Annotated in this window: 19 protein-coding genes, 1 tRNA gene and 2 pseudogenes; 9 read left to right on the forward strand and 13 right to left on the reverse strand. The window is 31.4% G+C overall.

What is annotated here, in order from left to right; translation table 11 throughout:
- The first annotated feature begins 40 nt into the window (after window positions 1-40).
- On the forward strand, window positions 41-400 hold the full coding sequence (locus RH82_RS08230) for a hypothetical protein (protein WP_034059697.1): 360 nt from the start codon (window positions 41-43) through the stop codon (window positions 398-400).
- A 33-nt stretch (window positions 401-433) separates the two neighbouring features.
- Here the strand turns inward: RH82_RS08230 and RH82_RS08235 are convergent, their stop codons facing one another.
- Both RH82_RS08235 and RH82_RS08240 read right to left on the reverse strand, forming a co-directional pair.
- The gene (locus RH82_RS08235) at window positions 434-1219 is read right to left on the reverse strand and encodes a DUF6503 family protein (protein ID WP_034059699.1); all 786 of its coding nucleotides are present in this window, start codon (window positions 1217-1219) and stop codon (window positions 434-436) included.
- Window positions 1220-1318: 99 nt separating this feature from the next.
- Entirely contained in the window at window positions 1319-5350 is a 4032-nt protein-coding gene (locus tag RH82_RS08240; RefSeq protein ID WP_081979221.1) for a DUF7619 domain-containing protein, read from the reverse strand.
- 196 nt (window positions 5351-5546) lie between these two features.
- On the opposite strand from RH82_RS08240, the gene RH82_RS08245 reads away from it, so the two are divergent.
- A complete protein-coding gene (locus tag RH82_RS08245) occupies window positions 5547-6347 on the forward strand; it encodes a TrmH family RNA methyltransferase (RefSeq protein ID WP_034059702.1) in 801 nt (266 codons plus the stop codon).
- 53 nt (window positions 6348-6400) lie between these two features.
- Here RH82_RS08245 and RH82_RS19240 read toward each other — a convergent pair.
- Together RH82_RS19240 and RH82_RS08250 are read right to left on the reverse strand one after the other, a co-directional pair.
- A pseudogene (locus tag RH82_RS19240) lies at window positions 6401-6607 on the reverse strand (T9SS type A sorting domain-containing protein); the annotation flags it as partial.
- Window positions 6608-6643: 36 nt separating this feature from the next.
- A complete protein-coding gene (locus RH82_RS08250; RefSeq protein WP_034059704.1) occupies window positions 6644-7783 on the reverse strand; it encodes a choice-of-anchor L domain-containing protein in 1140 nt (379 codons plus the stop codon).
- Window positions 7784-7870: 87 nt separating this feature from the next.
- Between RH82_RS08250 and RH82_RS08255 the strand changes: the two genes are divergently transcribed.
- Window positions 7871-9103 carry a M48 family metallopeptidase gene (locus RH82_RS08255; RefSeq protein ID WP_034059706.1) on the forward strand — a complete coding sequence of 411 codons (1233 nt, stop codon included), beginning with the start codon at window positions 7871-7873 and terminating at the stop codon, window positions 9101-9103.
- A gap of 131 nt (window positions 9104-9234) precedes the next feature.
- Window positions 9235-10230 carry an SDH family Clp fold serine proteinase gene (locus tag RH82_RS08260; RefSeq protein WP_034059707.1) on the forward strand — a complete coding sequence of 332 codons (996 nt, stop codon included), beginning with the start codon at window positions 9235-9237 and terminating at the stop codon, window positions 10228-10230.
- 31 nt (window positions 10231-10261) lie between these two features.
- Here the strand turns inward: RH82_RS08260 and RH82_RS08265 are convergent, their stop codons facing one another.
- The gene (locus tag RH82_RS08265; protein WP_034059709.1) at window positions 10262-10927 is read right to left on the reverse strand and encodes a M15 family metallopeptidase; all 666 of its coding nucleotides are present in this window, start codon (window positions 10925-10927) and stop codon (window positions 10262-10264) included.
- Window positions 10928-10971: 44 nt separating this feature from the next.
- Between RH82_RS08265 and RH82_RS08270 the strand changes: the two genes are divergently transcribed.
- From RH82_RS08270 to RH82_RS08290, 5 genes are all read left to right on the forward strand, one after another.
- Window positions 10972-11325 (forward strand): DoxX family protein, encoded by a 354-nt coding sequence (locus RH82_RS08270; protein WP_034059710.1) that lies wholly within the window; start codon window positions 10972-10974, stop codon window positions 11323-11325.
- Between the two features lie 15 nt (window positions 11326-11340).
- On the forward strand, window positions 11341-11937 hold the full coding sequence (locus RH82_RS08275) for an alpha-ketoglutarate-dependent dioxygenase AlkB family protein (protein WP_034059712.1): 597 nt from the start codon (window positions 11341-11343) through the stop codon (window positions 11935-11937).
- Between the two features lie 365 nt (window positions 11938-12302).
- A complete protein-coding gene (locus RH82_RS08280; protein WP_034059713.1) occupies window positions 12303-13226 on the forward strand; it encodes an alpha/beta hydrolase family protein in 924 nt (307 codons plus the stop codon).
- 964 nt (window positions 13227-14190) lie between these two features.
- The gene (locus RH82_RS08285; RefSeq protein ID WP_052158269.1) at window positions 14191-15450 is read left to right on the forward strand and encodes a DUF819 family protein; all 1260 of its coding nucleotides are present in this window, start codon (window positions 14191-14193) and stop codon (window positions 15448-15450) included.
- 53 nt (window positions 15451-15503) lie between these two features.
- On the forward strand, window positions 15504-16202 hold the full coding sequence (locus tag RH82_RS08290) for a DUF4369 domain-containing protein (protein ID WP_034059715.1): 699 nt from the start codon (window positions 15504-15506) through the stop codon (window positions 16200-16202).
- Window positions 16203-16329: 127 nt separating this feature from the next.
- Here the strand turns inward: RH82_RS08290 and RH82_RS08295 are convergent.
- The 8 genes and pseudogenes from RH82_RS08295 to RH82_RS08330 all read right to left on the reverse strand — a co-directional run bounded on the left by RH82_RS08295 (window position 16330) and on the right by RH82_RS08330 (window position 23005).
- Window positions 16330-16403: transfer RNA gene (locus RH82_RS08295), tRNA-Thr, on the reverse strand.
- Window positions 16404-16460: 57 nt separating this feature from the next.
- Window positions 16461-16727: a hypothetical protein gene (locus RH82_RS08300; RefSeq protein WP_034059717.1), complete on the reverse strand. Its 267-nt coding sequence runs from the start codon at window positions 16725-16727 to the stop codon at window positions 16461-16463.
- A 27-nt stretch (window positions 16728-16754) separates the two neighbouring features.
- Entirely contained in the window at window positions 16755-17729 is a 975-nt protein-coding gene (locus RH82_RS08305; RefSeq protein ID WP_034059719.1) for a type I phosphomannose isomerase catalytic subunit, read from the reverse strand.
- A 3-nt stretch (window positions 17730-17732) separates the two neighbouring features.
- Entirely contained in the window at window positions 17733-18143 is a 411-nt protein-coding gene (locus tag RH82_RS08310) for a 6-pyruvoyl trahydropterin synthase family protein (protein WP_034059720.1), read from the reverse strand.
- Entirely contained in the window at window positions 18127-18663 is a 537-nt protein-coding gene (gene idi, locus RH82_RS08315) for an isopentenyl-diphosphate Delta-isomerase (RefSeq protein WP_034059721.1), read from the reverse strand. The genes RH82_RS08310 and idi overlap by 17 nt, the downstream gene beginning before the upstream one ends.
- A 160-nt stretch (window positions 18664-18823) precedes the next feature.
- Window positions 18824-19830 (reverse strand): annotated as a pseudogene (locus RH82_RS19330) (IS30 family transposase).
- Window positions 19831-20007: 177 nt separating this feature from the next.
- Window positions 20008-22053, reverse strand: a complete 2046-nt coding sequence (locus RH82_RS08325) for an OmpA family protein (RefSeq protein ID WP_034059723.1) — start codon at window positions 22051-22053, stop codon at window positions 20008-20010.
- Window positions 22054-22066: 13 nt separating this feature from the next.
- Window positions 22067-23005, reverse strand: a complete 939-nt coding sequence (locus RH82_RS08330; RefSeq protein ID WP_034059724.1) for a PorP/SprF family type IX secretion system membrane protein — start codon at window positions 23003-23005, stop codon at window positions 22067-22069.
- Window positions 23006-23044 lie beyond the last annotated feature (39 nt).

Below are 23044 nucleotides of genomic sequence, written 5' to 3' on the forward strand. Positions count from 1 at the left end.
AAAACATATTACTCCCTTAGAATAACATTAATAAATTATTATGAAAAACTTCTTATTCGCATCCTTTGCTTTGATTAGTGTTTTAGGCTTTTCACAAGAACAGATAACTAAAACTCAGCCTTTATATATTTCAAGTATAAATTTTACTGATTTCAATTTTAACAGCGCCTACTCAGATCTAGACAAAATATCTCTCACAATCATGGGAAAAAAACTGAATATCAAAAGTATTGACAAGATTAGACAAGGCCAGCTTGTTTTCTCTACAGCGAACATTGGAAAATCATTAAAAAACATAAAAATAGACATGCAACCAAGTCTGCAGGTAGAAGCGGAACGCGTTATGTATAGTGGTAATTTTATAAACCCCAACCAACCACTAATTCTTTGTTTTGATTAATCGTAATAGGTTTGCTAAAATTTATTGAAATAATTATTCATCTTTAGACTTAGCAAAAACAGTGTCTTCTAGCCTCTCTTTTGATAATGAAATATCTGTAAATAATAAATCGTTACGCTTCTCTCCTATTGTAAAACCATCTGATTTGTACCATTCTAAAGTTTTAGGTAATACCATTCCGTTTACGGTTTGCCAATCGGCATATTTTATAAAATGCCAATCTTTACTTTTCTCTTTTGTAAAATAGGTTACTGTATAGCCTAACCATGCCATCTTATTGGTTTGAGCATCGTAATACATAATATATTCGTCTTCTGGAGATTCGCCAATGGCAGCTCCATAACTGATTTTTATGCCTGGATATTCATTACCATCTATTTTTAATGGTTCTACATTTGCGTAAGTAATACCATCGTCTGCCAACACATAAGGCATAGCATAGAAATAAAACATTAAGTTGTAATAAAACTGTGGATTCCCTTCGTATTTATGTTCTCCTTTATTAATTAACCATGCTTCTTTTCCTGTGTAACCAATTTTAAAAGCATCGGTTTCTATTAATGATCGCCTGTCTTTTAAGTCGGTTATTGTAATTTCGTCTCCTGTTGGTTTTTTCATCGTAAACACTAGAGTATTAAACGCATTCCATTGTTCTATTTGACCATGAGCATTCAATATTTTAGTTACATTCTCTGGGTATATAGAAGTGGTTACTTCCATTTTTTCTTTTGAATAATCGGCGTTTACAACTGGTTTCGTTTCTTGCTTACAAGCCGAAACTATAAATAATACAGCCATAAGTAGTATTTGGTTCTTCATCTTTTAGTTTAATTTTTAATTAAGTCGCAAAATAAAAGTATTGATTACAAAAAAAACTTCAGGATTAACTGAAGCTTTTAACTAATATTTTCCTCCTTATTATTCTTTTATTAATTTCTTTATAGTCTGCTTATTGTTTTGCTTCAGTTTTACAAAATACAATCCGGACTCTAAGTTTTTAACATTAAATTTAAGTGTTTCATTTACAGTATTTTGCATCACTATTTTACCTTGAATGTCTATGACCTCAATAGAAGCATTTCCGCTTGAAACGTTTTTCAACTTAATATTTACAACGCTTGTTGCTGGATTTGGAAATAGTGCAAAATCATCTGAACCAAATTCATCAACAGATAGACTTTGCTCTATAAACTCAGTTTCAAAAGTATTCGTTATTACTGGAGCATTAAAGTCGAAATAAATTTCTGCTGTATTTGGAATAATAGTCCCAATTGCATAACCTGCTGTTGGCTTAATTCTAAAGTGAACGTAACCATTACTACCATAGTCGTCTTGAGATTGCGCAGGCAAGTTAATATTATCGAAAGTCCACGATAATTGGTTTCCGTTTTGCATCATCACAACATCGTGTGTTGCTCTTATAAACTGTAACGTACTTATGTCTAATAATGGATCTACAGTATTTTCTATACGTACATTTATTGCTTCGGCTGTTCCTACATTTTGAAATCTTATTGTGTAGTATAAATACTCATCTGTTGTAATAAAATCATCATAAACAATATCACGTCCATGTAACTCTGTAATATCGTTTGGATCGAAAGAACCAATAACTTCTTGGGTAATTACGGATATGTTATTTTCATTAACAACATCGTTCGCGGCAGTTGTATAGGCTACAGAACTTGTTACAAATTCTCCTAAAGTTACAGTTGTTGGTGTATATAATTTAAACCAAACGACTCTTGACTCTCCAGGCAAAAGGTTGGTAAAACTTATTGTTGCTCCTGTCGCTGATGGTATTACAGATATTTGCGAACTAAAAGGCATTGCGCTTACATAGTCTACAATAGTATCGTGAATAAAATCTATAGTTCCAGATGTAATTGTTGTTGAACCTAAGTTTTCTATAACGAGGTCGTTCCAATAATTAAATCCAGGTCTTGGCGAACTAAATGGAATTAAATTTACCGATAAATCTTCGCATGGCATTTGCTCGGTAATTGGAAAATTTATGGTTACTGTATTTCCATTTAAAACAGATACATTTTCGAATAAGGCTGTTGGAATAGTAAAACAATTCTCGTAACCTGCATTTGCTGCAAAAGTAATATCGTAGCTATTTGTTTCCTCTTGATTTACAATAGTAAAGTTTCCAGTATTAGAATTTACTGTATTTATACTACCATCATCATTAACTTCGTAAGTAAAAAACCCGTTTGTAAATGGTGTGTCATTTCCATTAAAAACGCCATCATTATTATCATCTAAAAAGGCATTAACTTCTATAAACCCAAGGTTGCTTCCGCAGAAAACGTCAAAATCTATAGCATCATTGGTACAACCAATTACAGTACCATCCGATGCTATATAAACCGTTGCTGTAGTGCCTGTTGTAGTAAATGTTAATCCTGTTAAGTCACCATCATCATTAAGGCCATAAGGATTATCTGCATTTAAGTTTGTAGTACCATCACTATCTAGCACAATAAGTTCATCGAAATCATTTTCTGTTGTTCCAGAATTAAAAACGATATACAATGTTGAACCATCGTTACTTACAAAACTATATTGTTGAGTTTCGTTGTTATCATAGCAAAAAGAATTAGTTACTGGCTGGCCACAAACTACCGTTACGGGACAGTTTTCTGTAATGACATCGAAAAATGAAAATGAAGAACAGTTATTATTTACAGAATTTACAGAAGCTGTTATTGTCTGATTTGCATTTTGTGGACTATAACTTGAAGGATTAGGAATAGCATTTGTTCCAGCTGAAGCGTCTTGAGTACTTTCATAAAAAGTAACAGTATATTCGATAGGATTTAGATTGTCTAGAATTTGTGGAATAGTTGATGTTAAATTGTAAACCTGATTTGGATCGCACGATGTTAAATTATTTGCTGTTCCAAGTATTGGAAAAGAACCCACATCTACAGTAGTTGTACCTATATTAACACAACCAGTAATAGTATTGGTTATTGTTACGGTGTAATCTCCCGTTTGCTGCACAGTTATTGTTGGCGTATCCTCACCATTATTCCATTGATAAATAACGTCTTGTTGCGGCAACGTGTATGGTGATAATTCTATTAAGTCTCCAGAACAAATAGAATAAACATCATCAAAAATGATAAATGGTAATTGATTAATTAATAAATTTATAGTAGTAATTATATATTCACCAGTTGCGGTTTCTGTAACTCCTGCATAAACAGTTTGTAAATTTGGGTTTGCAGTAAAAGCGGAGACATTTGTAATAGTATTTGTTTGCATTAATGCATCGTCATAAACTTCATAATAAGCAACAGTATAATCGCTTGCTACTAAATCACTAAGTATATCTGGATTTGCTGTTGTTAAGTCGAATATTGTTGTACCAACAGCATTATTATCATCACACATTTCAATAGTTGCAGGATTAACTTGAAAGGCAACATATTCTGTAACTAGGTCTAATGTTACAAAAGACGCACAATTATTATTAGCACTCTCAACTCTTACATATACTGTTTGCAGATTAGCAACTATGTTTGTATATGGTGAGATTAAAGCATTAACATTATTATCGGCATCAGCTTGTGTTTCATGGAAAGTAACAGTTACAGCAGGTAGATTTCCTATAATTTGGTTTAATTTATCTTCTAATATAAATTGAGCAAAACCATCATTATCTAGATCTGCTACTACCAATGGCGTTGGCTGGTTTACTTGTAAGTCGTTAACATTTAGATACAACGCTGTGTTATCACTAACATAAAAACAAGCATTATTGGGATCTTCTATTCTTATAAAAATAGTTTGATTATATGGTGAGTTATAATTTTCGAAATATGTTGGATTGGCTATAACATTAGCATTACTATACGCATCGCTTAAATTTTCAAAATAAGTAACACCTAAATTTGAAGCTCCATTTGTTATCTGACTTTCATATACTGTTAAATCAAAACCAGCAACTCCCTGACCATTTCCACAGGAAATAAGATCGTAAGATTGTGTATTTATATTTAGTGTATTTACTATTAAATTATAAGTAACAGTATTAGAAACGCACTCGCCATCAATAGATTTTACAATTGCATAAATAGTTTGCGGATTGGTTGTATTATAATACGGGCTCATTAACGGATTTACTTCTGCAGCTGCATCTGTTGGAGTTAAAAAATGCAATACATAAAAACTATTAGGGTCTTGGTTTCCAATAATTTGTTGATTATTAGAATCCAAATCAAAATCTGCAAAACCATCAGCATCAGTATCACATATTTCTAAATCTGAAGGTGTATTTGCAATTGGAGCAGAAAGCACAGTAAAAGTTTCTGTGCTAGACACTTGTTGCGCACCATTTGTTGTATATTCAACAGTAATTGCATCTCCTGGAGTTGCATTAGTTACGGTTCCTGTTACAGGATCAATAGTTACTCCATCTGTTGGTATAGGATTAAAAGCAAATGTTCCACCTAGCTCTCCTGTAATGCTAGCAGTTGCTCCAACGCAATTTGGGTGCATTTGAAAAGTAGCAGCATTAATACAGTTAATTTGTGCAGTCCACCCTATTGTATGTCCAACACTATCACTTGTATAACGTATTGTTAAACAACCTGAGGCATTATCTGCAATAACAGTTCCTGGACTTTGTGCTGTTCCTCCTCCTGAATAATCACCAATAACCGGACTGTTTAAACTATCTCCGTTATATATGGTCATAATATCTGCCTGAAACTGTGTTGAAAACTGCGAAAAGATAAGCGCTACCGAATCTCCAGTAATTTCCGGACATAATGTTAGCACAAAATTCTCATCATTTCCATAATTTGCATTCGCACCACCAGAATCTGTAAAAGTAGCAACACATTGTGTAAAGGTTCCGTTTTGCATTGTGATTACTTGAGCAAAACTGTAAACTGAAAATATAAATGCGAAAAATAATAGTAATTCTTTTTTCATAGTTATTGTTATTAGGCTGCGTTTATTGATTGATACTATTATAACAACTAAAAATTAGATATTCCTACTTCCTAGTTTATTAATAGATCTATAACACCGAAAGTAGTTGCCTTAAAATGATGAGCAATTTTAGTATCAAATAAGGTATTTAGCGTAAATTTGTTTCAGTAATAAATATAAGACTTTCTTTAGTTAAATGCTTAACAAACAAATAAACAGTACTCAAAACGCATTAGTAAAACAAATTGTTTTACTAAAAGAGAAATCTCGCGAACGTAAAAAAACGGGTTTATTTTTAATTGAAGGTGCTCGTGAAATTGAATTAGCCATAAAAGGCAATTATACACTAAAAAGTATTTTGTTTTATGCTGAATTATTTTCTGCTGAAAATTTAAAAAACCTAGCTATTGATAATACTGAAATTATAGAGATTAGTAAAGATGTCTATCAAAAAATAGCATATCGGGAAACAACAGAAGGTATTATTGCTATAGCTGAAAGTAAAGAAAACAGTATTAAAAATTTAAATTTCAACAACAACAATCCACTAATTTTGGTTGCCGAAGCTCCTGAAAAACCAGGAAATATTGGAGCTATTTTACGTACAGCAGATGCTGCCAATGTTGATGCTGTAATTATTGCAAATCCAAAAACCGATTTATACAACCCAAACATAATACGTTCTAGCGTTGGTTGTGTGTTTACTAACCAAATTGCAACGGGCTCAACCAAGGATATAATTACCTTTTTAAAGACTAAAAAAATAAATATCTATTCTGCTATTCTACAAGAATCACAAGAGTATTACAAGCAAGATTATACCAAACCAACAGCTATTGTTGTTGGTACAGAAGCTACAGGACTTAGTGAAGCTTGGAGAGCAGCAGCAAAGCAAAATATTAGTATTCCAATGCAAGGTGCTATAGATTCTATGAATGTTTCTGTTGCTGCAGGAGTTTTAATTTTTGAAGCGAAAAGACAACGTGATTTTAAATAAAAAAAACAGCCTTTAGTTTACACTAAAAGCTATCAATCTATATACGTTAAAATTTATTTAATAATTCTTCGAATTGTAGTTCCCTCATTAGAGATTAATTTTACTAGATAAACGCCTTGTAAATAGCTCTCAAAATTAATTCCCACCTTTCTAGTTGCTACTGTTGTTTGAGAAGTTACTAGTTGTCCTTGGATGTTATAGATTTCAACTCTAGTAATACTTTTATTTTCATTATTAATAAATAATGTATTGGTAACAGGATTTGGATAAACTTCAACTTTAACTAAATCAAAATTTTAAACATCTAATAATGTAGCATCTGTAGCAATTTTAAAATCAATAGTAATACGTGTTCCTGTAAATGTATTTCTCATGTTCACATAAGTAGTCTCTAGTACTGATGTGTTTGTATAAGCTTCTGGATTGACAATAGCATTTGTGTCTGCTTCTGCATCAGCTAAAGTGGTGTAATATTTAAAATCAAAAGAATAAATAGACGTATCTACACTTCCCAGCATTTGTGCTTCATTTATTCGTAAATTAAAAACAGAATTCCCATTATTATCTGTATCTTGAATTACAATATCACTTGGTTCTTGCTCCATAGTTGGCAAAGCTCCAAACGAACTTCTTCTTACAAACAAAGCACTATCAAATAAATTATCTAAAGCATCAGCTATAACAATTTTAATGTTATAATTGTTACCAATTACTAAATCTCCCATAAGCATAAATACTTCGGTTTGTCCATTAAAATTTATAGAAGAATCTTGTGGTAACACAAAATCGGGATTTGCTGTTGCGCTAGTAGTATCATAATTATAGCGATCAAAATAAACTTCGTTATTAGGTGCACAACTATCGTTTCCTCCTCCACGAACATTTAATATAGAAATAGGTAATATTGTACCTGGTACTAATGCAATATTTGTTGATACTCCTGTTGTAATATCTGTTAAAATAAAGGCGAAAGTATCAGGGAATTGACATTCGAATATACCATATTCTTCAGAAGCTAAAATAAAATCTAAACTTACAGCTTCTACTTGAGCAACAAAATCAAACTGAATAAAAGAAGCATTTCTAGTACTGTTAACTGCTGTTATAGTTTCAAGATCACTATCTCCAAACCATGACATACCTCCTTCATTAAGAATACTTGTATTTGGTCCTGGTATAGACAACACATTACCAGTACTTAACACAATACCTTGATTAAATGCTATATCGGCTCCATTAGAGTTAAAGGCCGCAAGACCATTAACACCGCCAAAATTGGTTCCTGTGCTTGTAATAAAATTAGAAGCCGGGAAATTTGGGTTACCAATTAATTGATCTTCAATAAGCTCTTGAGACGTATAACTCTCATTTATAGATATTTGCGAAAAAGAATAATTAAAGGCTATTAAAAAAAATAAAAAAAATATTTTCTTCATACCTGAATAATTTATAGTTCAAAGATAATGAAATATCTTATTGATTATATTTGCCTAAAATTTAAACTCTCACATCTAATTCTATAAATGACCTCAACTACTCTATTCTCTATACTTATTGCTATTTTACTGATTAGTTTTTGCATCGATCAAATTTTAGATGCATTAAACGCTAAACATTATAACGATACTATTCCTGAAGCATTAAACGATGTTTACGATACCGAAGAATACAAAAAATCTCAAGATTATAAGAAATGCAATTACAAGTTTTCAATACTAACGGCTACTTTTTCTTTGATTACTACCTTGGCGTTCTTCTTTTTAGATGGCTTTGCTTTTATAGACGAATTAGCAAGAACATTTTCTTCAAATGAAATATTAATTACGCTTTTTTTCTTTGGTATCATCATGTTAGGAAGCGACATACTATCAACTCCATTCGAATATTATAAAACTTTTGTTATTGAAGAAAAATTCGGATTTAATAAAACCACGAAAAAACTTTTTGTACTCGATAAAATAAAAGGTTGGATGATGAGTATTGTTGTTGGTGGAGCAATATTAGCTTTATTAACTTGGTTTTACCAAACAACAGGAAACACTTTTTGGATGTATGCTTGGGCATTAATTGCAGTGTTTACATTATTTATGAATCTTTTTTACTCACGACTTATCGTCCCTTTATTTAACAAGCAAACACCTTTAGAATCAGGAAGTTTACGCGATGCTATTTCTAATTACGCTCAAAATGTTGGTTTTAATTTAGACAAGATTTTTGTTATCGATGGTTCTAAACGAAGTACAAAAGCGAATGCCTATTTTTCTGGTTTTGGCAGCGAAAAACGTGTTACGCTTTACGACACTTTAATTAATGATTTAGAAGAAGAAGAAATAGTAGCCGTTTTAGCTCACGAAGTTGGTCATTATAAAAAGAAACACATTATTTTTAACCTGGGAGCATCGTTACTTCTAATGGGTTTCACCTTATATATTTTATCATTATTAATTTCTAATCCAGTTTTATCCGAGGCCTTAGGTGTCGCAAAACCTAGTTTTCATATTGGGCTCATTGCATTTGGCATTTTATACTCTCCAATATCTACACTTACAGGTTTAATTATGAATTGGTTTTCACGTAAATTTGAATACCAAGCCGATGACTATGCAAAAAACACATACAAAGCTGAACCATTAATTACCTCACTTAAAAAATTATCTAAAAATAGTTTAAGCAATTTAACACCGCATCCAGCTTATGTATTTATGCATTATTCGCACCCTACGCTTTTGGAACGTTTTAGGAATTTGAGACAGTAAAGGCTCTTCTCTTTGTTAAAAAAATAGACTAACTTCGTTTAATTCCAAATTTGAAACACTTGTACTGAACTTGTTTTAGTATGAATTAGATTTGGTCACTCTATAAGTTGGACACCAATTAAGACAAGACTATGCTAAAAGACAGAATAGATAATTACAAAAAATTAGAGAGCCTAAGAAATTCAAAAGTACTTGTGTATTGCACAAGCGACAGACCAAAAGCAGAAACGAGTATAGGAAGCGATATCCTTGCGCCTTTTGCAGACCATTTGGATAAAATTGGAGATGTAGATAAAATTACTTTATTCCTATATTCTAATGGTGGCAATACATTGGCTGGATGGAGTTTGGCCAATTTAATTAGAAGTTATTGTAAAGATTTTGAAGTTATTGTTCCTTTTAAATGCCAAAGTGCAGCGACATTAATAAGTCTTGCTGCCAATAGAATTGTAATGACAAAACAAGCAACTCTAGGTCCAATAGACCCTAGCACGAATGGACATATGAATCCTGAAGCCACTATTAATGGAAAAAAAATAAAAGTTCCTGTAAGTGTAGAACACATTAATGGCTATCTTGAAATGGCAAAAAACGATTTCAATATTACAAACTCTGAAGATTTAAGTACTATTTATTTAAAGTTAAGCGATAAAATACACCCACTTTCTTTAGGGCATGTATACAAATCGAGAGCACAAATACAAATGCTTGCTGAAAAATTATTAAAAAATCACGAAATTGAAGCAGAGAACATACCAAAAGTGATAAACTTTTTATGCTCAGACTCTGGTAGTCATGATTATACAATATATAGAAAAGAAGCAAAAGAAGCATTAGGCTTAAACATTGAAAACCCTGACGAAGCTCTTAATACTGTAATTAAAGATATTTATAAAGATATTGAAAGTGAAATGGAATTAAGAGTTCCTTTTAATCCAAATATATTATTAGCAACTGCTAATCCTTATAATTACTCAATGAGACGTGCTTTAATTGAAAGCACAGAAGGTGGATGTGATGTTTTCTTAAGTCAAGGTTCTTTAGCGGTTCAAAGTTCACAAAATGGACAAATAGCAGTAAAAGACAATAGAGTTTTTGAAACTTGGAAACACGAAAATTTAGTTTAAGCTTACAGAAACCAGCAAACAAAAAACTTAACTACTCTACTAAAAAATCAAAATAGTGATTAGGATAAGGTTCCCCTCTTAAAGTAAAATGCCACCATTCTTGAGCGTAATTTCTAAAGCCATTATTAAGCATAACGGCTTGTAAAGCTTGTCTGTTTTTTGCTTGTTCTTTTGTTAAATTGGTATTAGCAACCCAAGATTCACGGCCAAAAAAATCGTAAGGTGAGCCCATATCAAGTTCCGCTCCTGTTCTTAAATTCACAATAGTAACATCTAAAGTACTGCCACTACTATGTCGTGACTTAGAAGCTATATAACCTTCTATAAATAAGTTCTTCTTAGCTACTCTTGGATAAAACTGTTGTTTCATCAAAGTGTCATTCACCACTTTTGCCCAACGTACAAAATGGTTTACCGCTCGTTGTGGTCTATATCCATCATAAATTTTAATAGATAAGTGTTGTTTTTCCAATTCTGTTTGCACCTTTTTTAAGGCCACTGCAGTTTGTTTAGTCATTATAGCAACATTTGCATTATAACCCTCTATAGTTTCACCAACAAAATTAGTATCGCCGCAATATTGCAAATCAACGAGTATAGAAGGTATTTCGGTTTTAGCATACACAAAACCTTCCGGCAATTGAGCAAAAGCTAGCACTGAATATAATGTTATTAAAAAGCTAAAAATAAATCTCATAGTACAGAATTTATAAGCTAATTTAGAGAAATATTTATTTATCTATGGTATATCCTTGGCATCTTTGTCTAATGGCAACGCTCTATATTTTTGCTGGCTTAATGCATTTTATTAAACCAGAAATCTATTTACGGGTAATGCCTCTTTATTTACCACAACATAAACGGCTTGTAGTTCTTAGCGGTATTGCCGAAATAATTTTAGGAATTGGCTTATGCATTCCCGTTCTTAAAACCGTTTCTATCTATGCTATAATAGCAATGTTAGTTGTGTTTTTATTAATACACTATTATATGTTAACTAGCGAAAAAGCATCCACTGGTATTCCAAAATGGATACTATTATTTCGTATTCCACTGCAGTTTGGATTAATGTATTGGGCTTATTATTATCTTTAAATTAATTAATAGTATATGTTTCCTTCAGAAGAAATACCACTCAATCTACCAGATTCGAATATTAGTTATTTTCCTAATTTCTTTTCTGAAGTTGAAGCCAAAGCATTTTTTAATGCTATTTTAAATGAAACCAATTGGCAGCAAGATGATATTAAAGTATTTGGAAAAACCTATGCTCAGCCTAGATTAACAGCCCTTTTTGCTAATAACAAAAACCCGTACAGTTATTCTAACATTACAATGCATCCTGAAGTGTTTACTGATGAATTATTAGAAATAAAATCTAAAATAGAAACAAAAACTAACACTATTTTTACTAGTTGCCTGGCGAATTTATATAGAGATGGAAACGATAGTAATGGTTGGCACGCAGACAATGAAAAGGAGTTAGGTGAAAATCCAATTATAGCATCTGTTACGTTTGGAGCAGCACGCTATTTTAATTTAAAACATAAAAATAACAAGAATTTAAAACAAAAATTGCTATTAGAAAATGGAAGCCTATTGTTAATGCAAGGCAAAACGCAACACTATTGGTTACATCAAATAGCAAAGACAAAAAAAGAGGTAAAACCCAGAATTAACCTAACGTTTAGGGTTATACCAAATTAGCTGTAAAATACTATTGTACGTTAAATTTGGGCCACAAAAAAACCAAAGTCCCTCAACTTCGGTTTTATGTATTTACAATTTATTTAGATTAGATTTAGGTTTACTATATCAATTAAAAGCGATGCAAATATTAATTAATCCAAACTACTAAAAAGAATACTTCTTAGTGCATGATAAATATAGAATAGTTTTTCAACTTAGAAGTATAAGTCTATATATTTTCGATTAAACACATAAAACAGGCTATCAAATAACTCTTTAGCATAAAATAAAAACAACTTCATCTTCAATATTTAAATGTAAATTTGCGTTAAGCAGTTATAAATTGTATTCATTTTGTAAATTATAGTTAAAATAGATATATCATGAAATTAAAGTTTTTAATTATTTTATTGTTTGTTGGGAGCATAACTTTTGCTCAAGAAAAAAATTATACAGCTCAAGAAGTTACTATAAACAAACTGATTGATGGCACATTACTAACGCCCAATACTATTAAAAAACCTAATCTGATCATTATTATTGCTGGTTCTGGACCAACAGATCGCGATGGTAATCAGAATTTTCTAAAATCAAATTCTCTTAAAAAATTAGCCCAAGCACTTTCAGCTAAAGCTATAGCAACCTTTCGTTACGATAAGCGTATAGTTAAACAAATAAGAAACAGAAATATAGATAAAAATATGATGTTTGATGATTTTGTAGTAGACGCGAAATCTGTTGTTAATTATTTTAAAGATTCTAAAAAGTATAACAAAATATACATTGCTGGCCATAGTCAAGGCAGTTTGGTTGGTATGCTCGCTTCAAAAAATAATGCCTACGGTTTTATATCGCTAGCAGGTGCAGGACAATCTATAGACAAGGTTATTATTGAGCAAGTAGAAAAAACAGCACCAATGTATTTAGAAGACACTAAACGTGTTTTTAAAGTTTTAGAAGGTGGTAAAACCACTGCTAAATTCCCTCCTGCTTTGGCAAGTGTTTTCAATCTAGAAGTACAACCGTTTATTGCTAATTGGATGTCTTATAACCCTAAAGTTGAAATTAAAAAATTAAACATGCCAATACTTATTATTAATGGCACAAAAGATTTACAAGTTTCTGAAGCTGAAGCGAAACTTCTTAAAGAAGCATCACCTCACGCAGCCTTAAAAATTATAGATAAAATGAATCATATTTTAGTACCAATAGAAGGTGATAATTTAGAGAATTCTAAATCCTATAATGAAACTTCTAGAAAATTATCTCCTGAGCTTATAGAAGCTATTATTGATTTTATGGAATAAACTATGTCTTAAATATAATTAAAGACTCGTAAAATTGTGAGTCTTTCTTATTTTCAATTTTGGCCAATAGAAAAAGCGCCTTAAAAAGACGCTTTTTCATACTAACCAACCAAAAATATGATAATTACTACTCTTATTTTAAAGTAACCACACTCTAAAATAGTCACTGTAGTAATTACTAGTTTTGTTTCAATTAACGTGCCAAAGTTTGTTTGTAGTATTTATGGCATATTATTTTATGAAACATTTCACATTTGCTATAAATAGAAAAAGCGCCTTAAAAAGACGCTTTTTCATACTAACCAACCAAAAATATGGTAATTACCACTCTTAATTTAAAGTAACCACACTCTAAAATAGTCATTGCAGTAATTACAATTTATATTCCAAATAACGTGCCAAAGTTTGTTTCGTACTTTTTTTTATCCTGTTTTAATTTGGTATTTTGCAATGAAATACGACTTATATGAAAACTAACTTTAAATCGCTAAATCTTCTTTTAGCAGCCTTTTTTTTAATCAACTTAATAAGTGCTCAAATATTAACCGTAGATAGTGTTAATATTAATAGTACCAAAGCGTATAAAATTCCTATAAGTTTAGAAAACACGTCTTTTAAAACCTTTAACCTTGTGTTTGGTGTTAAAGATACTTTGGTAAAAATAGAGGACATTAAACTGAGCGGTAAATTAGATGAATCGTTATTAAACTTTAAAGAAAAAAATGGAGAATACACCATTACGTATTCTGGTAAAGAAAATATTTCATTTTCAGAAAAAGAAAAACTACTGAGTTTAATTACAAGGAATGAAAGAAGTTATATCAATGAGAAAGTAATCGAATTTAAATCAGTTAGTTTTTTAAAAAATGATAAAAATCTAGCTGTTAAACATATTGTACAGGCCTCAACCGCTTATAAAAAAGCACCTTTATTTACAAAGGACACCATTGTTTTTGGTTTATTAATGCTTGCTCTTGGTCTCGTTTTTTTTACTGAATCTAAAGACACTGGGTTTTGGAGTAAATTCTATAAAATTGTTCCTGGTCTATTTATAGCCTATATGTTTCCTGCTGTTCTTACAACATTAGGGCTTATTGCTCCAGAATGGGAGACTGTGGATAGCGTTAAAAATTTCACACATCATAAAACAAGTTTATATTTTGTAGCAAGCCGTTTTTTATTGCCGGCTGCTTTAGTATTAATGACGCTGAGTATAGATTTAAAGGCTGTATTTAATTTAGGTTGGAAAGCGCTTATTATGTTTTTCACTGGAACTTTGGGTATTGTAATTGGAGGTCCAATTGCTATTCTAATTATTGGCTCTATATCGCCTGAAACTGTTGGAGGAGCAGATGCAGATTCCGTTTGGAGAGGTTTATCTACTCTTGCAGGAAGTTGGATTGGTGGTGGAGCAAACCAAACGGCAATGTTAGAAATTTACGAATACAATCAAGCCAAATATGGAGCAATGGTTTTTGTAGATATTGTTGTTGCAAATGTATGGATGGCAATACTTTTAATAGGTATTGGCAAATCTGACAAAATAAATAAATGGCTAAAGGCAGATAATTCTTCAATTGAAAAATTAAAAGAAAAAGTATCTACTTTCTCGAATAAAATAAAACGAAACCCGTCTTTAACTGATATTATGATTATGGCTGCCATTGCATTTGGAACGGTTAGTTTCGCTCATTTATCGGCCGATTTCCTTGCTCCTTTTTTCGAAAACTTAGTCTCTAATATTTCATCTCCTACCACAAGAAATATATTTACATTCTTAGGCTCTACTTTTTTCTGGATGATTAGCATATCTACCATAATAGCAATATTGCTCTCATTTACAAAAGCTAAAAATTACGAAGGTGCTGGAGCCAGCAAATTTGGTAGCGTATTTATTTACATTCTTGTAGCTTCCATAGGGATGAAAATGGACTTAACGCTCATTTTTGATAATGTTGGTTTAATAGCTGTTGGAGTTGTTTGGATGTCTATCCATGCTATACTATTAATAGTAGTTGCTAAATTAATAAGAGCACCTTACTTCTTCTTAGCCGTTGGAAGTCAAGCAAACGTTGGTGGTGCGGCTTCTGCCCCTATTGTGGCTTCGGCATTTCATCCATCTTTAGCAACCGTTGGCGTGCTATTAGCTGTGTTTGGTTATGCTGTTGGAACTGTGGCCGCTATTGGCTGTACAATTTTAATGGAATTAGCCGCTGCTAGTTAGCATTTAAATAAATTTTACATCATATTTACGCTCTTAAAATTCTAAAATCACACATGCAAAAATTATTAGTCCTATTAAGTTTATGTTTTCTGTTTTCTTGCGGAAATGAAACGTCAGATTCCCTTATTGTAAAGGGAAACATTAAAGGTTTAAAAAAAGGTACGGTTTACTTAAAAAAAGCTAACGACTCAACATTGGTTATTGTTGATTCTATGCAAATTAAGGGCGATTCTAACTTCCAGTTGGAAAGCGCTATTGAAAGTCCTGAAATTTTCTATTTGTATCTAGATAAAAATGATAATGACAATAATAGAATTACTTTTTTTGGAGACAAAGGCGTTACAGAAATTAACACCTCTTTAAAACGTTTTAATTACGATGCTAAAATTAAAGGCTCTAAACAACAAGACATACTAGAAGATTATATGCGTATGTCTTCAAAATTTAAAAACAAAAACTTAGATTTAATAAAAGAGAATTTTGAAGCCATCAAAGCTAACGATACCGCTTTGATAAGTCAAACTGAAAAAAGTTTTAAAAGCCTTGAAAAACGAAAGTACCTTTACACAGCAAACTTTGCTATTAATAATAGAAATAGTGAAGTTGCACCATATCTGGCATTAACAGAACTTTATAATGCGAACATAAAATTATTAGATCTTGTAAACGACACTTTAACTAGTACTATTAAAGCCTCTAACTACGGAAAAGAATTTCAACGTTTTATTGATAAAATAAAGAAGGAAGAGTAAATTATAATTAATTATAATTTAAAAAACCACCTTTTAAGATTAAGATTCTTAAGAGGTGGTTTTTTTTGTTTCAATATTGAGAAAATAAAAAAAACCTCAATCACAAATGTGAATGAGGTTTAAAAAGAGCCGATGGAGGGACTCGAACCCACGACCTGCTGATTACAAATCAGCTGCTCTAGCCAGCTGAGCTACATCGGCCAAACGAGTGCAAATATAAATTTCAATTTTGTATTTGCAAACATTTTTTAATATTTTTTAAAGCTTATTTATTCTCTCTATTAACTCAAGACCTTTAGTCTCTAGTTCTGAGTTAATTGCCTTAAAATGTGCTTTTTTATTTTCTACATCTTTTGCATTTACTTTAGCAATTAAATCATCGAAAACCAAAATAGCTTCGTCAATAAGTTTTTCACTGCTTTTTGTGTCTTTACTTGAGTTTGTATATTCCCAAACGTAAACTGCTTCAATAATGTCTCCTAAAACATAATTTATGTCTTTTTTTAGGTCTCTTTTATTTGCCATAATAGTATTTTTTAATTTGACGCAAAATTAAACATAAACTTCTAATAACGTTGCTTTTTCTGCACTAATTTCAAAAGAAGTAATAGTTGCTGGTAGTAAAATAGTTTCGCCTTTAATTATTGTTTCTAAAGCATTCTCTGTTTTAATACTTGCCTCTCCTTCTACACACATATAAATAATAAAAGAATCGTAGTTATTTGTTTTCTTAATGCTTTGGGCTTCTATTGGTAAATAATTTGTTGTAAAATAGGGACAACTTACCATTTTATTAGATGTATTAGGTAACTTAGAATAAGCAGTCCTAAAATCATCTTTCATATTAAAGTCTATAGCATCTATTGCTAAGTCATTGTGTAATTCGCGCTCGTTTCCTAGATTGTCTACTCTATCCCAATCGTAAATGCGATAGGTTATGTCGCTTGTTTGTTGTATTTCTGCTAGCATAACTCCTGCTCCAATAGCATGCACTCTACCAACTTCTATAAAATAACTGTCTCCTGTTTTTACAGTGTCAAAATTTAGAATTTTAGTTAAAGTCTTATTTTCTAAATGCTGTAAATATTCTTGAGATGTTACTTTTTGATTGAACCCAACTATTAAGTTCGCATCAGGCTCTGCTTGCATAACGTACCACATTTCGGTTTTCCCAAACGAATTATGTCTTTTTGCAGCAAGTTCGTCGTTAGGATGCAGTTGAATAGACAAATCTTCTTTAGCATCAATAAACTTAATTAATAATGGGAATTTATTACCAAAGGCGTTGTAGTTTTTATTTCCTAGAAAGTCTTCTTTATAAAACTCTAAAATATTTTTCAGGCTCTTACCTGCTAGTGCTCCATTTGATACTATTGAAGTATCGCCTTCAACATTACTAATTTCCCAGCTTTCTCCTACATTAGGCAAATCAATTTTTTTATTAAGTTCTAAGCATAGTTTTGTGCCTCCCCAAATTTTCTCTTTTAAAATGGGTTGAAACTTTATAGGATAATTTAATTCTTTCATCTTTTACTCTCCAGAATAACTTACAAAATTACGAGGTGTTTCATAAAGTGTAACTTCTAAATCTAGATGAGCATCTAACTTTGCATTTACTTTTTTATGAATGATTACGGCTATATTTTCTGCAGTTGGGTTAAGATTCTTAAATTCTGGAACGTCTAAGTTTAAATTTTTGTGATCGAAAGCTTCTTCAACTTCAGTTTTAATAATATCTTTTAAGATTTTTACATCGATAACAAATCCAGTTTCTTGATCAATTTCTCCTGTAACGCTGGCTATCAATTCGTAATTGTGACCATGATAGTTGGGATTGTTACATTTACCAAATATTTCATTATTTTTTTGGTCGCTCCAATCTTTTCGATACAACCTATGTGCTGCATTAAAGTGTGCGCGCCTGCTAACTGTTACTTTCATTCTTAATATTTATAAAATTATAAAACTTGTCGAAAATAATTTTAAACCAAGCAGTGTATAATTCCGGTTGTTCTTGTATATCTTTTTTTACATCTTCTAGTGGTTTCCATTTCCAAGCCTCAACTTCATCTGCATTAATTTTTGGAACACGATTATAATAACCTACCATAATATGATCTAATTCATGTTCTGTTAGTCCATTATCGAAAGGTGCTTTATAGATAAAAGATGTTTTTTCTTCTAAAGGTGTTACAAAACCCATTTCTTCTTGCAAACGCCTCTTACCCGCTTGTAAATTACTTTCTCCTTCTCGCTGATGGCTGCAACATGTATTAGTCCATAAACCTGGAGAATGATATTTACTTAAAGCACGTTGTTGGAGCATTAATTCGTTTTTATCATTAAAAACAAAAACAGAGAAAGCACGATGCAATACACCTTTTTCATGGGCTTCCATTTTTGGCATTAAGCCTATTTGCTCATCTTTACTATTTACTAAAATTACTTTTTCTTCAGCCATTTTTTATTAAATGAAAACAAATCTACGAAATAGACATTATACTAATAAGTTTTTAAGTTTATTTTAATACAAAATACAAAGCCTTCATATTTATTTAATAAAATAATTATAGTGATATGTTTAGTTTATTAAATATTGAGTTTTTATAAAAACGCTGAGTTCAACCCATAAGTGCAACACACTTATTTTTTAGGACTTCAATTGGGTTATTATAATTAAACTTTCTAATGGGTCTGTAATTTAGTAATTTTTCTACTTCTTTTATTCTCTTGACAGATACTTCTCTAAGGTCTGTTTTCTTAGGAAAAAACCTTCTTATCACACCTATTCTATTTTCCACTGTTCCTTTGTCTTGAGAGGTATAAGGTCTTGTAAAATATGTTTTTGCATTCACATCTTTTGCTATTTTATGATGATAGGCAAACTCTTTTCCATTGTCAAATGTTATTGTTTTTATCCAAGATGCGCTAAAACCTGTAAGTCTTTCATTCATCTTTCTATAAACTTCATCTGCATTTTTACTGCTGAGTTTTTCTATCATAGTAACCAATGTTGCTCTATCTGTCATCACTAGTAATGCTGATTTATGGTTACTGCCCATCATAAGGTCAACTTCTATGTCGCCAATGCGTAAACGTTTTCTACTACCTTGGGTCGCTTGTCAATACCCACACGACCAGTAATTGCAACACGTTTATCTTTGATATTATTTCTCTTTTACCTCCTACCTGTGTGGCGTAGATGCTTATGTAATTTTTTAAAAGAGCTATGTTTTCTATGATTGCTATGCTTTGCAGTCCATATCCATTTATAAATAGTTTCGTGGCTCACACAAACTTCTGATTCCTTACTAAGCCGCTTTGCTATGAGTTCAGGGCTCCATTTTTCATACTCCATCAAGCCAGCAATTCGCTTTTTGAGGGCTTCTGTCAATAGAATAGACTTGGGCTTATTGCAATGTCTTTGCTCAGTTTTTTGTTGAGCGTTCTTTGCTATATAATTACCAGCTGTTGTACCTCTACTTGGTGTGTTCCTCTTTAATTCTCTCGATACCGTGCTTTTATGAAAACCGATGATCTGCGCAATTTGAGTAATAGTTATTCCTGTCTCTAATAATACAGAGATTTGATACCTTTGTGACAAGGCTAATTGTTTATAATGTTTCATTCAAAACGAATATAAATATTGAGCCTAAAATAGATGGGGCTAGCCCCATCTATTTTAGGCTCAATATTCGTGTTGCATTTATAACTTGAACTTAGAAACAAAAAAAAGCTCAATTCCAGGTTTCTGAAAATTGAGCTCTTTTTTGTTTTAAAACTGAAGTAATTAAAAGAAGTTATATTACTGTTTTGTAATTTTAAAATTACTACGTCTGTTTAAATCGTGTTTATCTTCCGAACATTCTACTCCATCTGCACATTCGTTTACTAATTGACTTTCTCCATAACCACGTCCTGTTAATCGATCGCGACTTATTCCTGCATTTACGATATAATCTATAGTAGATATGTTTCTTCTTGTAGATAAATCATCATTATACGCATCAGTGGCTCTAGAGTCTGTATGAGACTGCACATCTACATGAACCGTTGGATACGTTTTCATATAAAATATTACTTTTTGTAATTCTCTTGTTGCATCTGGACTACGTATAAAATCTTTATCAAAATCAAAATAAATAATATTGATTCCTAAAATTGGATTTAAAAATGTTCCTGGAATATGAGGTCCTTCTGTTGGTGGATCTAATGGATCTAATTCTAAATCTAGATTTAACTCCAAACCTAATTCTAAATTTAGGCTTAAGTCTGTTTTAGGTGTTGTAACTCTTTTTTCGTCTGATGAGTATCTTACCTTTTCTCCACGCACTAGGTATTGTGTATTACAATCTAGTTTAAAATTAAAATCAGCATCTTCAGCTACAGTAATTTGTTGTAATATATTTTCTCCTGTAGAATCAAATAAAGTTACAGTAGCATATGGTATTAAAGCTTTTGTGATTTTGTTTTTCACGACACCCTTTACTACTTGTTTACAGTCTGATGGGTGATATGTTCTAAAAGAATAGATATCGTCATCTCCTTTTCCGCCTGGTCTGTTTGATGATAAGAAACCCTCATTAGTTACAAAATTTTCTAAATAAGCAAAATCATCATAAGAACTATTAAAAGGTTCTCCTAGATTTTCTGGCACTAACGTTTCGTTATTGTCATATCTATTTTCAAAATCTCTAATCACATAAATATCAAGACCTCCTAGTCCTGGAAAACCATTGGAAGAGAAATATAAATCTCCTTTTTCATTTATAAAAGGAAACGTTTCTTGGCCTTCTGTGTTAATTGTTATATCTAGATTAGTGGGTTCTCCAATTGTACCGTCTCTATTTAAATCTGCAACATATAAATCTGATTGTCCATTTGTTCCTGGCATGTCTGAGGCAAAATAAATTTTTGTACCATCTACATTTACAGAAGGATGCCCTACACTATACTCATCACTATTAAAATGAACAGATTCTATTTCTCCCCATTCCCCAGTATCTTGTAACAAGGCTCTAAATAATTTTAACCTATTTGTTCCTTTATTATCATCTTTATATTTGTCATTAAAATAGTTGTTTCTTGTGAAAAACATAATTTTTTCATTTGGCGTAAATGAAGCTGAAGACTCATGATATTTAGAATTTATATCTGCATTAAATGCTTTTGCTTTTGAATAAGAACTATCATTTTTCTTTTTTGATGAATATAAATCTAGGAATGGCTGATCATTCCACATAAAATTTTTATCCTTACCTTTTTTACCTGCAGAACTATCTATTACTCTTCTTGATGATGCAAAAACAAGTTGCTTTTGATATTGAGCTGAACCAAAATCTGAATTAGGTGAATTTAAATCAAGGTTATAGATTTCTATATCGTTCTTTTTTTCTTCAATTTTTTTTATATAATCCTTGTTTGAGTTATAAGCAAGAGCTCTTAGATCACTTTCATTACTTGAATAGAATTTATTCATCCATTCATCTGATTCTTCATAGTTTTCATTAACTTTTAGAGCTTGAGCGTATCTAAAATAGTATTCAGTATCTTCTTGATTATCATTCATGGTCATGAGCTCTCCATACCATTTTGCTGCATCTTTCATTTTATTATTAAAATAATATGAATTCCCGAGTTTTTGGTATACTTCTTCTGATTTGTAACCACTATTGGCTAACTCCAATAAAAGCTCGGTAGATTTTATATAAGAAAATTTCTCGTACTCTATATTCGCTTTTCTTAAAGCAGAATTTTCAACCTTTGCTTTCTTATCCTCTTTATCTTGAGCATAAGTGCCTATAAAAGAAAAACTTAATAAAGTTATAAATATGAGTCTATATATTTTCATAATTAATTTTTTTTTAGAAGAATCTAGGAGATATTATTCTGTTTTTAGTTTTATTAAGTATTTCATATCTTAAAAATAGCTCGTAAGAACCATTATTAAATTGTGCATTACCTAAATCTGTAGTTTCCTTATCATAAGCAAACCCAATCATTAGCTCATCAGAAACTTGAAAGCCGGTTAATAGACTAAAAGCGGCATCCCAACGATAAGCACCTCCAAGTGTTAATTTTTCAAAGAATAAAAAATTTGCAGAAACATCTACTTGTAATGGCGATCCGGAAACTGCTTTTATTAAAGTTGCTGGCTTAAATTTTATTTCAGAAGTTAAATTAAACACATATCCTCCCATTAGGTTATAGTGGATTTGCTCTTTTGCTGCTGACAATGAATTATTATCAAAATGCTGTGTTTCCAATAAGTTTGGCACTGATAAGCCAAGATACCATCTATCTGAATTACGATAGAATAACCCTAATCCAACATTTGGTGAAAATTTATTTTTGATATCTGCTTGCAACAACTGGTCTCCTGAATTGTATGCACTTAACTCTGAAAAAGCGACATCTAATAGATGCCCTCCTGCTTTAATACCAAAAGATAAACGACCCTCATCTGAAACCTGTATAGTATAAGAAAACACAGCATCAAAATTTGTTTCGCGAGTTGGTCCTAGAGCATCATTTATTATTGAAAGCCCTAATCCCACTTTATTAGATTCTCCAACAGGAGAATGAAATGATAAGGTTTGTGTTGTTGGCGCTCCTTCTAAACCAACCCATTGAGAACGGTGAAGTGCTACAACGCTAAAAACATCTCTTTGCCCTGCATAAGCTGGATTAAAACTCAATGTATTATACATATACTGAGAATACTGTGCTTCCTGCTGTGCGTGACTATCTACGCAGAAGGAAAAACTGATGATAGTCATTAATAATAATATTTTATTTTTCATTATAAATGGAATATTTTGATTTAATATGGAGGTAGACCA

It is taken from the genome of Lacinutrix jangbogonensis (genome assembly GCF_000797445.1).
In the GTDB taxonomy this organism is placed as follows: Bacteria; Bacteroidota; Bacteroidia; order Flavobacteriales; family Flavobacteriaceae; genus Lacinutrix; species Lacinutrix jangbogonensis.

Coding starts and splice junctions, on each gene's coding strand:
- RH82_RS08230 (WP_034059697.1), top strand. CDS start 41: ATGAAAAACTTCTTATTCGCATCCTTTGCTTTGATTAGTGTTTTAGGC.
- RH82_RS08235 (WP_034059699.1), bottom strand. CDS start 1,219: ATGAAGAACCAAATACTACTTATGGCTGTATTATTTATAGTTTCGGCT.
- RH82_RS08240 (WP_081979221.1), bottom strand. CDS start 5,350: ATGAAAAAAGAATTACTATTATTTTTCGCATTTATATTTTCAGTTTAC.
- RH82_RS08245 (WP_034059702.1), top strand. CDS start 5,547: ATGCTTAACAAACAAATAAACAGTACTCAAAACGCATTAGTAAAACAA.
- RH82_RS08250 (WP_034059704.1), bottom strand. CDS start 7,783: ATGAAGAAAATATTTTTTTTATTTTTTTTAATAGCCTTTAATTATTCT.
- RH82_RS08255 (WP_034059706.1), top strand. CDS start 7,871: ATGACCTCAACTACTCTATTCTCTATACTTATTGCTATTTTACTGATT.
- RH82_RS08260 (WP_034059707.1), top strand. CDS start 9,235: ATGCTAAAAGACAGAATAGATAATTACAAAAAATTAGAGAGCCTAAGA.
- RH82_RS08265 (WP_034059709.1), bottom strand. CDS start 10,927: ATGAGATTTATTTTTAGCTTTTTAATAACATTATATTCAGTGCTAGCT.
- RH82_RS08270 (WP_034059710.1), top strand. CDS start 10,972: ATGGTATATCCTTGGCATCTTTGTCTAATGGCAACGCTCTATATTTTT.
- RH82_RS08275 (WP_034059712.1), top strand. CDS start 11,341: ATGTTTCCTTCAGAAGAAATACCACTCAATCTACCAGATTCGAATATT.
- RH82_RS08280 (WP_034059713.1), top strand. CDS start 12,303: ATGAAATTAAAGTTTTTAATTATTTTATTGTTTGTTGGGAGCATAACT.
- RH82_RS08285 (WP_052158269.1), top strand. CDS start 14,191: ATGCTTGCTCTTGGTCTCGTTTTTTTTACTGAATCTAAAGACACTGGG.
- RH82_RS08290 (WP_034059715.1), top strand. CDS start 15,504: ATGCAAAAATTATTAGTCCTATTAAGTTTATGTTTTCTGTTTTCTTGC.
- RH82_RS08300 (WP_034059717.1), bottom strand. CDS start 16,727: ATGGCAAATAAAAGAGACCTAAAAAAAGACATAAATTATGTTTTAGGA.
- RH82_RS08305 (WP_034059719.1), bottom strand. CDS start 17,729: ATGAAAGAATTAAATTATCCTATAAAGTTTCAACCCATTTTAAAAGAG.
- RH82_RS08310 (WP_034059720.1), bottom strand. CDS start 18,143: ATGAAAGTAACAGTTAGCAGGCGCGCACACTTTAATGCAGCACATAGG.
- idi (WP_034059721.1), bottom strand. CDS start 18,663: ATGGCTGAAGAAAAAGTAATTTTAGTAAATAGTAAAGATGAGCAAATA.
- RH82_RS08325 (WP_034059723.1), bottom strand. CDS start 22,053: ATGAAAATATATAGACTCATATTTATAACTTTATTAAGTTTTTCTTTT.
- RH82_RS08330 (WP_034059724.1), bottom strand. CDS start 23,005: ATGAAAAATAAAATATTATTATTAATGACTATCATCAGTTTTTCCTTC.